This window comes from Clostridium kluyveri (genome assembly GCF_001902295.1).
In the GTDB taxonomy this organism is placed as follows: domain Bacteria; phylum Bacillota; class Clostridia; order Clostridiales; family Clostridiaceae; genus Clostridium_B; species Clostridium_B kluyveri_B.
The window spans coordinates 112,464-127,235 of sequence record NZ_CP018335.1 but is presented as its reverse complement, the minus strand read 5'-3'; the positions used below and the strand labels follow the sequence as shown (position 1 = coordinate 127,235).

General features: G+C 30.3%; 12 protein-coding genes and 1 tRNA gene. 3 read left to right on the top strand and 10 right to left on the bottom strand.

Translation table 11 applies throughout. The features are described from left to right. Positions 1-162 precede the first annotated feature (162 nt). Entirely contained in the window at positions 163-1,422 is a 1,260-nt protein-coding gene (locus BS101_RS00775; RefSeq protein WP_073537116.1) for a hypothetical protein, read from the bottom strand. Positions 1,423-1,655: 233 nt separating this feature from the next. On the opposite strand from BS101_RS00775, the gene BS101_RS00770 reads away from it, so the two are divergent. Together BS101_RS00770 and BS101_RS00765 are read left to right on the top strand one after the other, a co-directional pair. Continuing rightward, a tRNA-Arg gene (locus tag BS101_RS00770) sits at positions 1,656-1,732 on the top strand. Between the two features lie 378 nt (positions 1,733-2,110). After that, positions 2,111-2,377 (top strand): hypothetical protein, encoded by a 267-nt coding sequence (locus tag BS101_RS00765; RefSeq protein ID WP_073537115.1) that lies wholly within the window; start codon positions 2,111-2,113, stop codon positions 2,375-2,377. A gap of 158 nt (positions 2,378-2,535) precedes the next feature. Here BS101_RS00765 and BS101_RS00760 read toward each other — a convergent pair whose 3' ends face one another. The 3 genes from BS101_RS00760 to BS101_RS00750 form a co-directional block, all read right to left on the bottom strand. Further along, positions 2,536-3,810 (bottom strand): cytochrome P450, encoded by a 1,275-nt coding sequence (locus tag BS101_RS00760; protein WP_073537114.1) that lies wholly within the window; start codon positions 3,808-3,810, stop codon positions 2,536-2,538. A 1,124-nt stretch (positions 3,811-4,934) separates the two neighbouring features. Beyond that, positions 4,935-8,054, bottom strand: a complete 3,120-nt coding sequence (locus BS101_RS00755; protein WP_073537113.1) for a type III restriction-modification system endonuclease — start codon at positions 8,052-8,054, stop codon at positions 4,935-4,937. 13 nt (positions 8,055-8,067) lie between these two features. Further along, a complete protein-coding gene (locus BS101_RS00750) occupies positions 8,068-9,972 on the bottom strand; it encodes a site-specific DNA-methyltransferase (RefSeq protein ID WP_073537112.1) in 1,905 nt (634 codons plus the stop codon). Between the two features lie 572 nt (positions 9,973-10,544). Here BS101_RS00750 and BS101_RS00745 point away from each other — a divergent pair. Continuing rightward, positions 10,545-10,952, top strand: coding sequence for a hypothetical protein (locus BS101_RS00745; RefSeq protein ID WP_073537111.1), 408 nt, complete (start codon positions 10,545-10,547; stop codon positions 10,950-10,952). 200 nt (positions 10,953-11,152) lie between these two features. Here BS101_RS00745 and BS101_RS00740 read toward each other — a convergent pair whose 3' ends face one another. The 6 genes from BS101_RS00740 to BS101_RS00715 all read right to left on the bottom strand — a co-directional run bounded on the left by BS101_RS00740 (position 11,153) and on the right by BS101_RS00715 (position 14,713). Then, a complete protein-coding gene (locus BS101_RS00740) occupies positions 11,153-11,776 on the bottom strand; it encodes a hypothetical protein (protein ID WP_242951362.1) in 624 nt (207 codons plus the stop codon). A 127-nt stretch (positions 11,777-11,903) separates the two neighbouring features. Then, positions 11,904-12,158: a hypothetical protein gene (locus tag BS101_RS00735; protein ID WP_242951361.1), complete on the bottom strand. Its 255-nt coding sequence runs from the start codon at positions 12,156-12,158 to the stop codon at positions 11,904-11,906. Between the two features lie 108 nt (positions 12,159-12,266). After that, positions 12,267-12,995, bottom strand: coding sequence for a DNA-methyltransferase (locus BS101_RS00730; protein ID WP_073537110.1), 729 nt, complete (start codon positions 12,993-12,995; stop codon positions 12,267-12,269). 52 nt (positions 12,996-13,047) lie between these two features. Next, complete coding sequence (locus BS101_RS00725) at positions 13,048-13,968, bottom strand: GH25 family lysozyme (RefSeq protein ID WP_073537109.1); 921 nt, start codon at positions 13,966-13,968, stop codon at positions 13,048-13,050. A gap of 12 nt (positions 13,969-13,980) precedes the next feature. Then, positions 13,981-14,358, bottom strand: a complete 378-nt coding sequence (locus tag BS101_RS00720; protein ID WP_073541014.1) for a phage holin family protein — start codon at positions 14,356-14,358, stop codon at positions 13,981-13,983. A gap of 130 nt (positions 14,359-14,488) precedes the next feature. After that, entirely contained in the window at positions 14,489-14,713 is a 225-nt protein-coding gene (locus tag BS101_RS00715; protein WP_073537108.1) for a hypothetical protein, read from the bottom strand. Between the last annotated feature and the right edge of the window lie 59 nt (positions 14,714-14,772).

Below are 14,772 nucleotides of genomic sequence, written 5' to 3'. Positions count from 1 at the left end.
TCTAAGTGCTAAAGACACTAAGAACACTGTTAATAAGGTTCAGATGGAGAAAAACATTTCTCTATAGTAAACTCCAACTGAACCTCTGAGTCACTTGATTTGGAAACAATTTGCCGACAATATTCCAGCAAATTGTTTTTAATATATACTTAATCCTAAGATTTAGTCTAATACTTTTCTATAGGTGCCATCTAATATTACATTTGGATTTTCATAGTTGCCAATGTTAAAATATATACTTGCATTATTAGGCTGAATATAAATATCTCCAGATACCTTTTCATTGGATTCTGTTGTACCATTGAATTTACCACTAAAGTTATCCTTGTTTTCACCTAAAGTCCCAGTGAATTTTACACTTTCATTACCATTTGCGTAATTTTCATATCCATTTAAATACTCTTTAGAGTAACTTCCAGTTATAGTCTTATTATCTATTTTTTCAATGTTAACAATAGCTTCTCCTATTTTTGTAAATTTATCATCATCTTCTACTATAATATCTGATGTATATTTTCCTTCATATTTCTGAGGATTAGTTAACTTAGTATAATCTCTTTCTATGTTTTTTACTACTTTTTCTTTAGATAAATCAGGTTTTGTTACAGTAGTTGAATTTATATTTTCTATTTTTACTAAAACCTCTAAAGTAACCTGATGTTCAGCACCAGTTTTATCCGCACCATTTAAAGTTCCAGAAGCTAAAATAGTTTTAATTAAACCATTTTTATCAGTAGTCATATTGCCTTTTATACCATTTACGAAAATATTCTTTGTTAGTTTAGGTATAACATCTTCGCTGTTATTTGTATTGCCATAGGAACTTTTAAACTGGAAAGATGTAAAGGCATTTATAAGAGTAGGAATTTGAGTATTATTTAAAGAACCAGATATTTCTTTAGTTCCATCTTGCTTTTCAGTAACTGTTACTGAATCTTTTAAACTTCCTACAAGAGCATCTGCTATTTTTTCTATATCAGCTGCCTTATCTTCCTTAAAAGGATTTTCAAGCACACTACGATTTTTATCTTTCTCATTAGAATACTCAGTTAAATAGTACACATTTTCATTGGCATTGGGACTTTTAGTTATATAACCACTTTTATCTCTATAAGAATAACTCTCTGTCTTAGTAGAACCTTTAATACTGGTATTTGTACTTTCCTCTGAATTTTTAGATATATCATACTTATTAATTGAACTCTCTGACATTATGGTATTTCCATTATCTTTTACCACAAAAGATGCATCTATGGTGAAGTTTGAAAGAGTGCTAGTACAATTTTCTGCAGTATATTTTAAAGAATCTTTTAGTTGATCATAACCACTTTTAGATGCTACTTCGGCCATAGCAGTGGTGGTAAACATCATAATTCCCACTGTAAAACTTATTACCATAGCTGTTTTTTTCTTAAGTTTCATCTTTTCATCTCCTTTTTATATTTTATGGGGAAGTACTTCCTAATTATATTGTAAAATATGTATCTCTATTTTATCTAAACTAATTATAAACAAAATCTAAACTTTTCAAAGTGATAAATTAGTACTGCAATGAGCTTTTCTTTTTCAAGAATTTGCACATATGCCCCTTAAAAACGTAAAAATATTAAAATTGATTTTAAATATTATTTGTGTTAATATAATACCTGTAACATGCATCAGTAGCTCAGTTGGATAGAGCAGTTGGCTACGAACCAGCGTGCCGGGGGTTCAAGTCCTCTCTGATGCACCAAATTCATTGATATAAGCGGGTTTTCAGTGTTGGGAATTTGCTTATATTTTTAATTTAACACATTTTTAACACATTAGTTATTAATAAAGCACTAATAAATACAGCCGCAACCCCAAACGAGAAAGTTTGTATATATTTGTATATACTAGAACTCAATGTTTATTGAGAGCAACAATAACTTTACCCCTTCTAATCTAAGCTCATTTAATTTATGTAATAATTCCTTATCTAAGGTATATTCGTCTTGTTAACTTTAGCTTACAGTTTTCAAATCTAATACCCCATACATTTTACAATATTTATGCATATATTTCTTTTCCATTACATGATAGGATATTTTTATAGAATACTTATAAAATGAAAAGTGGTGAGAAATTAATGGATCATAAAAAGGTAAAAGATCAGATAAATGAGTTAATCAAGACAGGTAAAATAAAAAGTGAAAAAGACTTTGATCACATTCCCATAGATGAAATCAAACCCAAATATGGTATATGTGTAAAAGACCTAATATGCTATCGATGTTATAAGGACAACGACAACACATGTAGATATTGTGGTCGTGAAAACAATGAATTGCCTCCTGAAGCTGCTAAAGAGATAGAAGAACATATAAAGAACATAAGAGAAAAATATAAATGCTAGTTTAACTATTATTGTACATCTTGTAAATATGAAGAGAGGAATACTAAACTCCCCTCTCTACTATATTTTTTAACTTACATCATAAGTGTAAATTTTTATGTCATTAACTTACTATAAACCAGTCCAGCTTGTGCTACCCAGATTATCAATCATTAAATTTATTTATCTATAGTTTGAATTTTTCTTTTAATATTAGTCATAACAAATCCACTTTCAGGGAATGTCGGTATTCTTACCAAACTATAGCTTGAATCTTGCTCTGGAACTTCAAATTCAATCCTATTGATAAGGAAATTCAGACTGGTTTTCATAATTTCAATAGTGATACCCTCCCCTGGGCATCGGTGTGTCTTGGCAGGGTCACCTCCACCTTGTGGTATGAAATCAAACAAACTACCCTTCCATTCCTTAAATCTCTCTGGGTGGAATTCATTAGGATTCTTCCATATACATGGATCATGATTCGTACCGTATATGTCAAGTAACACAAGTATTCCGTCATTAAATTCGTATTCATTCCAAATAAAATTTTTTCGAACTCTTGCACCAAGAAAAGGTGTAAAGGGGTAAAAGCGACGAACTTCCTGTACAAACATTTCAAAATAGTTATTGTCATCTGAAATTAGCTTTTCTTTGCATTCTGGATGCTCATGTAGTGCTAAAGCTGCAAAAGTAATGTAGGTTGAAATAGCAACAATTGGTCGCAATATATTAATAAGTTCTACAGCAGCCATTTGGGTATTCATCTGACTGCCATCAAGCTCCCTATGAAAAGCCATAGCATAAAGTGCTGAACCTTCTTCAGCCTTTATCTTACCATCTCGGACATTCTCTATAATACCTTTTATCCAATCTTCAGCCCTATTCCTTGCTCTTCTACCTTTCCAGTGCCTCGGTCCAACCGCTCCGAAAGCATCAATCATTGCACCGAAGTCTTCAGCTCTATCCTTTACTTCAGATTCCGGCAGTGGAACCCCAGCCCACTGGCATACCGCCCGACATAAGATTTCCTTTGCTTCATCAAAGAGTACAACCTTCTTTGTACCTTCCCATTTGTCAACAGAAGCTTGCCATCTCTCCAATACAAGTTCAGCCAGCTTCTTTTGATGCAGTGGAGTAGTCAGTGACTTAAAGAGATTCTTACGATGGATATGTGCTTCTCCATCCATAGTCTGAATTCCATTCTTGCCAAATAATGTTTTTTGTACTCGCTTGGGTGCTGCACCATTTCGTTGAAACCGTTCTGGATCATAAAACACCTTTGCTGCTTCTTCTCCGGTCATGCAAATTACTTTTTGTCCTAGTAAATGAGTTTCAAACAAATCAGATTGATACTGGTCGGTCCTGTTTTTTATAAACAAATAGCCCTCTTTCAGTAGATCGAGAGTGTTATCAAGGCCTTTATCATGTGCGATTAATTCGTTCACTGACATACTATATCTTCTCCTTTCTATCCCTGCTGTGAAATTAAAATATACTTTAGGTATTAAAATGTACCTTTTTTAGATATAAGACTAAGCCCCTCAATAAAAATAAAAAAAGTGATATTATTGTTCTTTATCTATGTAAAGTCTCCACATCTCCAAACATCTTCTTAATATTATACCTTTTCCACTATATCAAAAATTATTCACAATATAAGTACAGCAAGGTTTCTTTATTCTTTGTAACTATAAATGAACCAATTCTTCAAAAAAAGTAGCAAAACATTCCTTTATCCTTAGGCTTAAGGAGAATCTTCAGGTTTAATTGTTATGACACAACATTCTATTTATACTCATCTAACAGTCCTGTGCTATCCCATATTTTTAATCTTACTAGAATAAGTCTTAGCATAGAAATTGCAAAATATACAGTGATTTTGGCGAATTGGTCGGGTTTATACATTATGTATAAGTATGGGTCAATTGGATATAATGGTCAATACTCTTAGTTTTTCAGTGGCCTCGGTAATTGGATGGATATTTGTAAAATAAATATAAAAGTAAGCTTAATTGGGTATAATACTAATGCATAACTAGAATCCTTCTAATATCTTACTCATTATGTGTTACCTCAATTTATAAAAGCTCTGGGTAATTCCAGAGCTTTTTGAATATAAAAGTTTATCACTATACATTCTACACCTAATTATTTATTTTCTATATATTGCGTGAAATTTTAAAATTTTGGACATAATATAAATATAATTGTCTCTCTTAAATTCTCTTTAGCTGTCCGTAGGGCAGCTTTTTGTTATAAATTAAAACTCCAAGGTTGGAGGTCTTATATTTTCCTTATAGGTAATCTAAAATCTATAAGGCATATAAGAAGTAAATATAAAATGTTTTAAGTTGGGTATAATGGTTAATGCTCATAAGAATACTTTAAAGTCACTCATTATTGTTCTAATTGGTGAAAGCCCTGGGGTTGGTCCTGGGGCTTTTGTGTTTTAAGTTTATATTAACTTATAGGCTTTAATCATTTTCTTGTATTAATCATTCCTATCTCTTAGATCATATTTAATTTCTTTATCATCGCAAGAAATATCTTTTTCCAAATTTATTTGTCTTACTATTTATAAACTTCCCATTATATTTAAAAGTGACTGATAACTATCTACTTCATGATACTTAACATGACTTGTAGATAATTCATTAAATAGTTTTTTTGCACATGTAATTTTAGCTTCTTCAATTTTTCTTAAATGCATACTTTCCATAGTTCCCTTAGTTTCAGCTATAAAATAAATATGTTTTACCGTACCTTCTTTAAAAGCAATTGCCCAGTCTGGAGAATAATTTCCAACTGGTGTTGGAATTCGAAAAGTTCTTGGTAGCTTAGCATACACACTAACTTCTTTTGCTCCATCAAGATCTTCGACAAATTTACGTTCTATACTTTTTTCTGCAGTTCCATCAGTAAAAACATAGTCTTGAATATGCCTTTTAGCTAAAAATGATTTACTAAAATCTTTTCCTTTATTTTCTGCTGTAAATATACTACTATCATATGTACCATCAATTTGATTATAAGTAATGTGATTTACTATCATTGTTGCTTTTTGTTCCCTGATTAACTTAATACATTTTATTATAAATTCTTCTGGATTGTATTTAAACATTGAAAATATATTAGGTTGTATTCCTTTTAATATTTCTACAATTGTCTTTCTTGTTAACACTGTTCCTTCTGCAATCTTTCCTACTAAATCATATTTTATTGCACTTAACTCTGAATGTTTTAATTCTTTTGTTGATGAAGATACATTTTTAAAAGATTCCCCTCTTTCCAATTCATTAATATCGAGATTATCCTTTTGCTCAGCTTGAGATAAAGTATATTGTAACTCTGATACAAACATATGCTTATCAATATGTTTTATTGATTTTTTAATCAGTTCCCCACTATTAAAATCTACAGTATAAGCATATTTATGGTTAATATAATTCCATAATGCCTGAAATTCTTCTTTATAAAAATTCTCATTAAGTTCATTCTTTTTAACTTTTGTTTTATTTCCATTTTCTATCATAGTATCTAATACACTTTCGCCAAATATACTTTGAATAAGCTTTTGTACCCCATCCATTATTGAAATTAAGTCATCAGGTAAAGGAGCCATACATTTATTTTCTATATCTAATCTATAATTTTCAGTTACATTATCATTTGCATCAACATAATCATTTTTTATTAAATACCTATAGATTTCTTTAGCTTGTCTTTTATTAATTTCCACTACTTCATCATTAACTAAAACTTTCTTTCCCATAAAATATTCTTGTGTTGCTTTCTTCGGCCTATCATATAAAACTTCTTTAATATCCTTTTGTAATCCCTCTGCAAAATTTTTATAACTCTCACTTGCAATTACAGTTAATTTGTTTATATCATGAATATTGTTTTTGTCGATTCCAGAGTAATTTTCATCTATTCTATCACCATTTTGATCTACACATAATCTGAGACCCCTTCCTACTTCTTGTCGTTTCTGCGTTGAACTATCGCTATGTTTTAAAGTACATATTTGAAATATATTAGGATTGTCCCAACCTTCTCTTAAAGCTGAATGTGAAAATATAAATCTTGTAGGTTCTTCGAAACTCAATAAACGTTCTTTGTTCTTTAATATTAAATCATAAGCTAATATATCGTCACTTTCTGTACTCTTTCCTTTTGTAATTGAATTGACTATTCTTTTTGTCTTCTTATCAATACTAAAATACCCTTTATGTGTATCCTTTACATCAATATCTTTTAAATATTTAGTATATGGGGTGTTTATCAAAGTAATATAGTCATTCAAAATATTTATATATTCTTCTTCAAAGACCGTTGCATATTCTGAGTTTTCCTCTTCGCCATTTTCATCATAAACTCTGTATTTAGCTACTTCATCTATAAAGAAAAGGGATAAGGTCTTAATGCCTTTATTAAATAATTTTTCTTCCTTTTCAAAATGAGAAGCAATAGTTTCTCTTATTTGAATTCTTCTCATATCTTTTTCAGAAATATCTCCAACTACAGTACCTTTAGTAATAATTAATCCATTAGTAAAAGTAACAGTTCCATCTATAGGATTAATTTCATTGATTACAAAATTTTCTTTATACTGCTCCGCATTATTTGAAACTATATAAAGATTATCACCTACATCAAATATTCGTGCTTCTCTATTAATTGATTTACTATACTTAATTTCCAATTCTATCTTTGCCCTAGGTGGTTTTTTTGAAGAAACGATAATATCATCTAAAAATAAATATTTTCCTGTTCCTCTAAAGTTTTTCACTTCAAAACCTTTTACTTCTATTTTTTTTACTAATCTTTCATTATACGCATCTAGTGCATCTAGTACATAAACTAAATTATGTTTTTCTTTATGGGTAGCCGAGTAATTTAGACAGAAAAGTGGATTAAATAATTTTAGTGATTCTTGTGTTTTTTTACCGCCTAACTTTTGTGGTTCATCAATTATTAAAATTGGTCTATTAGCTGCTATAACATCAATAGGACGTCTGCTTTGAAACTCATCAAGTTTTTCATAAATCCTTCTAGCATCAGCTCCCTTTGCATTAAAAGCTTGCATGTTTATTATCATTACATTAATATTTGAGCTACTGCTAAAGCTGTCCAGAGCATTTAAGTTTTTACTATTATAAATAAAATATCTCGCCTTCTTATGATAGTATTCCATAAAATGTTCTTCTGTCATTTCAAAGCTCTTTTTTATACCTTCCCTAATTGCGATAGAAGGAACTACTATAATAAACTTGCTAAAACCATATTTTCTATTTAACTCAAATATGGTTTTTATATATACATAGGTTTTACCGGTACCCGTCTCCATCTCAACATCAAGACTGCATTTTCCTAAATGCTTAATTAGTTTATCAGATACTTTTATATTATTTAAAGATTGAATATCTTTTATATTGCTTAATATTTCATCGTTACTAAGGATAATTTCTGGATTTTCAAACCCATCACTATACTGATTATCTTCTATTTCTTTTGGTTTTATCCTATTATCGGCACTATTTAAGAATGAAACTTGTTGTTCATTTCTATTTTTCCTTATACCTAAGTCCCTAGTGTATTTAACATATCCTTTAAATGGTTGTCCTTTAAAAACATTTATAACACTTTCCACTGCCTTAGTCTGATAATACTGTATTTTAAATTTAAACTTCATGTCTTGTCCCCTCCTACAATACCTTTCTTATTGTATTAGGACTATATGTCTTAAATATTTGTTCAAAGTTAGTAGCTACAGAATCATTACTTAATGAACTATCCCTGAATATTGCGTAAAAAGGTTTCATTTTTGCTATTTCTGTTACAACTTCATTTGTAATATTATCATCAAAACAACTAATAATATTACCTTGTCCAACATTAAACACTTTTTTACCTTCTATTTCTATCTCTTCAATATGACTAGATAATAGTTCACCTAAATCTAACATTACTTGAAATAATAAATCTTCACTGGAACGATCTTCTTTTATATTTTCTTTTACATTATCAAGTAAAGTTTGACTATATTCAGCAGGATTATAAAATACATCTTTCATATTACTTGAATCTACTTTAAGTACCCTAAACCCAATATCTAAATTATTTGCTTCATTTGGATTTTCTTCTTTAATTTTTTTACCTGCTCTGCGAATACGTTCTTTTCCTATTTCGCATATATTTTTATATTTAGATTGTTTTTCCTCTATTGGCTCTGATAATTGTACTAAAATAAATTTAATATTATTATTATGTTCTTTATTTATTTCCATAACTGCTTGGGCTGTTGTTCCAGAACCTGAAAAGAAATCAAGAACAATATCATCTTTTTTTAGATCTACATTATTAGTTTTTTTAACATGAAATAATAATTTTTTAATTAACGCTACAGGTTTTACTGTTTCAAATCCATGAAATTTTGTTTTAAGAATTTCGGATAATTCCGCTTTACCGGTTTCTGCTGTTCCATACACATCTTTTTTAAAAAAATGTGACCAAAATGGTGCATATTTTTTATTGCTTTCATCACCCGGCCTTACTTTAAAATAAACTTTGTTATCTCTAATAAATATATCCCCTCGTTCTTTATAAAATTTTACTTGTTCCACCCCTACCTTCCATTGTTTATTATCAGACGGAAATACACCCATTATCGGAAATATCATAGTTTTTCTTCCTCTCATGCCCAGTGCAGACATTTCTTCAACAACTTTCTCACGATAATATCCTTTATCATCTCGCAAATTATATAGCTTTTCCCCTGTTACTTCTAAATTGAACGTCATTTTATCAATCTTTTTCTTATATACAAAAATATATTCTGTCTTTGATTGAAATTGTTCTCGTGCAGTTTCAGTATTTTGTGCCTTAGTCCTTTTTTCCCAAGTTATTATTCCAACAAAATTCTTTTCTCCAAATATTTCATTACATATTTTTTTCAAATTATCAAACTCACGCTCATCAATTGAAATAAATATTATTCCATCTTTACTTAACAAATCTTTAGCTAATTTTAACCTTGGATACATCATATTAAGCCAATCAGTATGAAATTTACCATTATTTTCATTATTTTTTCTAATATCATAAATTATGTTCCCATCTTCATCATACTGACCACTTGCCTCACTAAATTCATAGTCATCCATAGCAAAATTATCTGGATATACAAAAGAATCCTTCCCTGTATTATAAGGGGGATCTATGTAAATCATCTTAACTTTATTTAGATAAGTTTCCTGAAGCAATTTTAATACCTCTAAATTATCTCCTTCAATATAAAGATTTTCAGTTTTATCAAAATCTACACTTTCTTCCCTACATGGTCTAAGCGTTTTATTTATAGGTGTGTTAGCTTTTAATATTGCTTCTTTTTTTCCTGGCCAGTTCATTTGATACCTTTCTTCTCTTCCTTCAACTATATCTTTTGATAATTCTTGTTTTAATATTTCAAAATCTATTGCTTTCTCAATTATGGGATTATGGTTTTTATCATACCCTTTTATTACTTCCGTTATTGTATTAGGAAATAATTCACCTATAATTTCTATATTACTGTTAACTTTGCTTTTAGTTCTCATCTTAAGCTCGTCCATCGCTATCCCCTTTTAATGTCTTTAATCTTTTGGTAAACTATTTTATATAATAAATTCTTCATTATTTTATAAAATCCTTCCAAAGTTAGTTATAAAAAATAAACCTGCCAGAAAAATACCAATAGGCTCAAAATAATTTACTTTTAAAATTAAGTATGAACTGTCAAAAAAATAGTATGATTGGTTGATAATCATACTATTTGGAGTGTGGATTTAAAAAAAATTAAACTTATTTTAGGTTGTGAAAATTAATTAAGGGGGTTAGCCTTATAAGTATATGATATATGATTTTATAAGGCGTGTAAATGGTTTCAAGACATAAATCTTTCTTTTGTTTTGAATTTATTGAATTGGGTATAATAATTAATGTTATCTCTTTAATATCGTTATCTCTTTAATATCGTTTCAATATGTTTTAATTCATGAAAGCTCTGGTGCTGCCAGGGCTTTTATTATAGAAATTTACTTCTAAGGTTAAGAGATGTATTAGGAAAAATCGAAATGTAAACATTCCAAATGACAGTTTTTTGAATAGTATACTATTGTGAAAAAAATTTTATTGGAGGCTTTTCATGTATAAATACATGTATCCACCATTAGAAACAACACCACCAATGTGTTGTTACTGTATGATGGCTAACAGAACTATGTATCCGCCTGTAATGCGCAAGGAACCTAAACCTTTATTCAAGGGGGAAGAAAAATTTAAAGAAAACAAAATTAATAAAGGAAGTATAATGCCCTCTATGGAGAAGAAATCAGGCATGAAACAAGAAACGCCGGATATGATGGATATGTCAAAAAAAGATATGGAAAAAATGAAATCAGATGTACAAGAAATTGTAATGATGTTCGAGCAGCACCATCCTGATATGTTAAAGATATTAACAAATTGCGGCATGTCAATAAATCAAGCAAGAGAATATTTAAGTAGAATTGTTGGAATGTCCCTTATGCATCATATGATGCATCAAGTATAAAGTTTAAATATTAAAGAAATTTATAAAGAGTGCTCAACTGCACTCTTTGCAAAATATAGTGGCCTGTTAAGACCACTATATTCAGTCACTCTCAAGACCCCAAATATTTATTATACACAGGTATAATATATTATAATTGTAACTGTATATTGTGACAAACATATATAAAATTCATGTTATTTTAATGTGATGTTAATGTTTTACTCGGTTTGAGCAATAGAAGCATTTTCTGCTGCTTTGTCCTCTGCATTTATGACAGCTACGGAAGTATCTATATTCTGTACAGCACCTGCAGCACTCTGTATACTAGCAATAGTCTGCTTCAATTGAGTGTTTTCAGCCTGTACTGCTGCCAAGTCCTGTTGTATCTTTGTAATCTGTGTATCCTTTTCGGACTCTGTAGGACCGGCATGTCCCAAGTCATTTACTGCTTCTTGTATAAAATCAGAGATAAGTTTTTTCTGGTTAAGCGTAGGGGTTACTTCAATTTCTTTAAGCGCAGCATATACGGTATTTTGTGCAGCATTAAACTTTTCTTCATTAGTTTTTAAACTTCCAGCATGAGCTAGTTGTTCAGCTGCTTTTACTCCGGCCACTGCCTTCTTTTCTATCCAATCTATTAAAGTTGCACCGGGTTTCAGTGTGGGAATAGTTTTTGCCAATTGTATAAATGGCTCTGTTGCCTCTAAAACATTTCCTGTAGTATCCAATACTTTCTCAGTATCAATACCTTTCTTCTTTAGATATGGTACTAATCCAAATATAACTCCAATTACACCCACTAAAACCCCACCTACTGCTACAACATCATTTATATTTATCATTTTTCTCATTCCTCCATAATTTTTATAATTTGATAATTTAAAAAATAGCTATTTTACTAGCCTTACATAAGAAAATTCTCATTCCACTTTTTATTCAGCAAAATGAGAATTTTTATTTTTTTTAAGTTCATCTAATTAAAGCTTTTTGTATATCATTAAAACTATTGCCATACGCAAAATCTATTATCTCAATTCCATTAAAAGATTTTAGAGTCAGATCTTCGTTGTAAGCTCCTTTGTAATATGCAAATTTACTATCAAAATTAGCATTTTCATTTATTATAATTTCTGGCTTTGGAAACCCTTGCATTTTAATTTTTACACCAACATATTTTGCATCTAATCTACTTGCTTGATAAAAGCATTTTTCTAATTCATTCATTTATATTACCTCCATAATCTTTATAATTTGATAATTTAAGAAGTGGCTATTTTACTAGCCTTGCATAAGAAAATTCTCACTCTATCTTTTCCTTGATAAAATGAGAATTTAAATTAATACTCTTTTTACAGCAATATTGTAATATTTTTGTTCTTTTTCAATTCCTATAAATTTTCTATTTAAGTTTTTACAAGCAACTCCTGTTGTTCCACTTCCCATGGTAAAATCCAATACCAGATCCCCTTCTTGAGTATATGTTTTTATAAGATATTCTATAAGTTTTATTGGTTTCTGTGTGGGATGATATATCATATCTTTTTGAGATGATTTTGAAACAGTTATTAAATTAACTGGATATTTTTTCTTTAACTTATTACCCACAAAATGTTTTTTGCTTTCCCCATAAACCTTTTGAGTAGCATTATTTTTGCTAACTCTTGGTACGCTTCTTTCTCTCATTTGAGGATTATATAATGTTCGCTTATTATAAAACACTATTATATCTTCAGTACACATCATAGGCCTTTTTTTAGCATTTAAATGACCTACTCCTCGAATTTTGTTCCATTTCCAATCATATTTATATTCTTTAATATTACTTAATCTCAATTTACTACTAAATGGCTCACTTCCAAATAATATAGTAGGTGTGTGTTCATCTTTTCGCAATAGTTTTAACCTATTCCACATTTCAGGAAAAGGAATTATTTCATCCCATTTACAAGCTGTTGTACCATAAGGCTCATCTGTAATTACTGCATCTACTTTTACATTTTGCTCTATCAATCTATCCATTACCTCTAAGCACTCACCATGTATTAATGTTATATCCCGCATATAATCACCTTGCCCATTACATTTAAAAAGAAAGCTCTTTCAAGCTCTCTCCCTAATTATTCAAAAATATACTCCAAGTTTCAGGTCTTAAAACTCCATCAGTCGGCCTTTCCCAATTCTTCTGGAGTTCAGTTACAGCTTGGAAAGTTGGTTCGTCATATAACATTGAAGTATAGGAATTTTCTTTTAGATATCCATATTGTTCTAGTTTCTGTTGAATCCATAGGACTACATGAGACTTGTGGCCTTTTACAATGATATCCTGAATTCCCTTAAGTGCTGCCATAGTAGCCGGACCTGCTATCCCGTCTACAACTAACCCTGCATTATAATCTATGTTCAAGTTATATTGAAGGGATTTAATTTGCTCTATAAGTGGATCTGGTTTTACTGGTTCACCTGTAGCAATGCTATTATAAAAAGGTTCTGCCATATAGTTTAAATCAAGATAACCACTTATTCCTGGTATCTGCCCTTTTTCTGTATACTGCCACATTGCATAATCAGGCCATAATACAGTGCTTGGACTGCTTACTCCATAATGGGCTACCCATAAAGGATACTTTGTTATACTGCTGTTTAAATATGCCTTTATATAGCTTGGATTACAATAAATAAGTGCTGGAGCTATAGTGGCTACTATCTCCAAGAAAGCTAGACATGCTTCTGTCATGTCTCCATTACATTGTTGTTCAAAATCCAAAACTACAAAATCAGGACTAGCACCTGCTGCAATAGACTTGAAAAAATTAGCTTCCTGGATAGCTTTCTCCTTTGTCTGAAATCTAGCGAAATGATAAGCCCCGGTTATAAGTCCCAGGGCTTTAGCTTTAGCAATATTATCATTGTAATATTTATCTATAAAGGTACTTCCCTCTGTGGCCTTGGCTATTAAAAAAGAATTACCTGCATTTTTAATTGAGTCTATACTAATTGATCCATTTAGATTGCTTATATCTACTCCCTTGAGCATATGATTTTCCTCCTATTTATTTTTTAATTGTTCCAGTACATTTTTCAACTTTTCAGGTACCGGAATGCCTAATTTAACTGCATTTTCTGATATACTTATGCCCTCCATTGCCACATAAAAATATATGGCCATAGTTCTAAAAATCCACTGTTGCCCCAGAAGCCTGTCTAAAAGTACTGCCAATATTAAAATTAAAAGTATGGTAAACTTCTTTTTAAGCCCATTAAATCCCTTGGAGCTATTCAGATGCTTTTCTTTACATCCACACATAAGACCTGTAATATAGTCCAAAACCATACAGGACACTAATACTTTTATCCCCATTTCCCACCCACCAAAGCACCAGGTAAATAATGCCCCCAGCGTAGAACTTGTAAACCCTATGGCCACTAGTTTCCCTGTAAATTCTTTAAAATAACTTATAATATATTCCACTTTGAGCCTCCTTGTAAGTATTTTTAAGTACTAAAAAAGAGTCCTGGATTTCTCCAAAACTCTTTGTATTAAAGTTACATTAAATTTAATAGTAACCGGTAGGGATCATATTGTTCTTATCAGGCATCGTTATATTATTAATGCATGTGCCCACATTATCCTGATTATAAAATCTACAACTAGCTATTATCTTGAAAGGATAACTAGTATCAATTGACTGGTTTATCTGTTTTGACTTCTCCTGCAATTCAGTAAAGTTATCTGTAAATTTACATATGGTCCTATTTTTACACTTCTCACATTGCCCCACTTCTCTCATCTCCCTATTTCAAGGCAAAATAAAAAAGCTATCCCTAGCTCCTGTTTTGC

Bases quoted from the DNA above. Each gene is read 5' to 3' on its own strand.
- BS101_RS00775 (WP_073537116.1), bottom strand. From the start codon at position 1,422: ATGAAACTTAAGAAAAAAACAGCTATGGTAATAAGTTTTACAGTGGGA.
- BS101_RS00765 (WP_073537115.1), top strand. From the start codon at position 2,111: ATGGATCATAAAAAGGTAAAAGATCAGATAAATGAGTTAATCAAGACA.
- BS101_RS00760 (WP_073537114.1), bottom strand. From the start codon at position 3,810: ATGTCAGTGAACGAATTAATCGCACATGATAAAGGCCTTGATAACACT.
- BS101_RS00755 (WP_073537113.1), bottom strand. From the start codon at position 8,054: ATGAAGTTTAAATTTAAAATACAGTATTATCAGACTAAGGCAGTGGAA.
- BS101_RS00750 (WP_073537112.1), bottom strand. From the start codon at position 9,972: ATGGACGAGCTTAAGATGAGAACTAAAAGCAAAGTTAACAGTAATATA.
- BS101_RS00745 (WP_073537111.1), top strand. From the start codon at position 10,545: ATGTATAAATACATGTATCCACCATTAGAAACAACACCACCAATGTGT.
- BS101_RS00740 (WP_242951362.1), bottom strand. From the start codon at position 11,776: ATGATAAATATAAATGATGTTGTAGCAGTAGGTGGGGTTTTAGTGGGT.
- BS101_RS00735 (WP_242951361.1), bottom strand. From the start codon at position 12,158: ATGAATGAATTAGAAAAATGCTTTTATCAAGCAAGTAGATTAGATGCA.
- BS101_RS00730 (WP_073537110.1), bottom strand. From the start codon at position 12,995: ATGCGGGATATAACATTAATACATGGTGAGTGCTTAGAGGTAATGGAT.
- BS101_RS00725 (WP_073537109.1), bottom strand. From the start codon at position 13,968: ATGCTCAAGGGAGTAGATATAAGCAATCTAAATGGATCAATTAGTATA.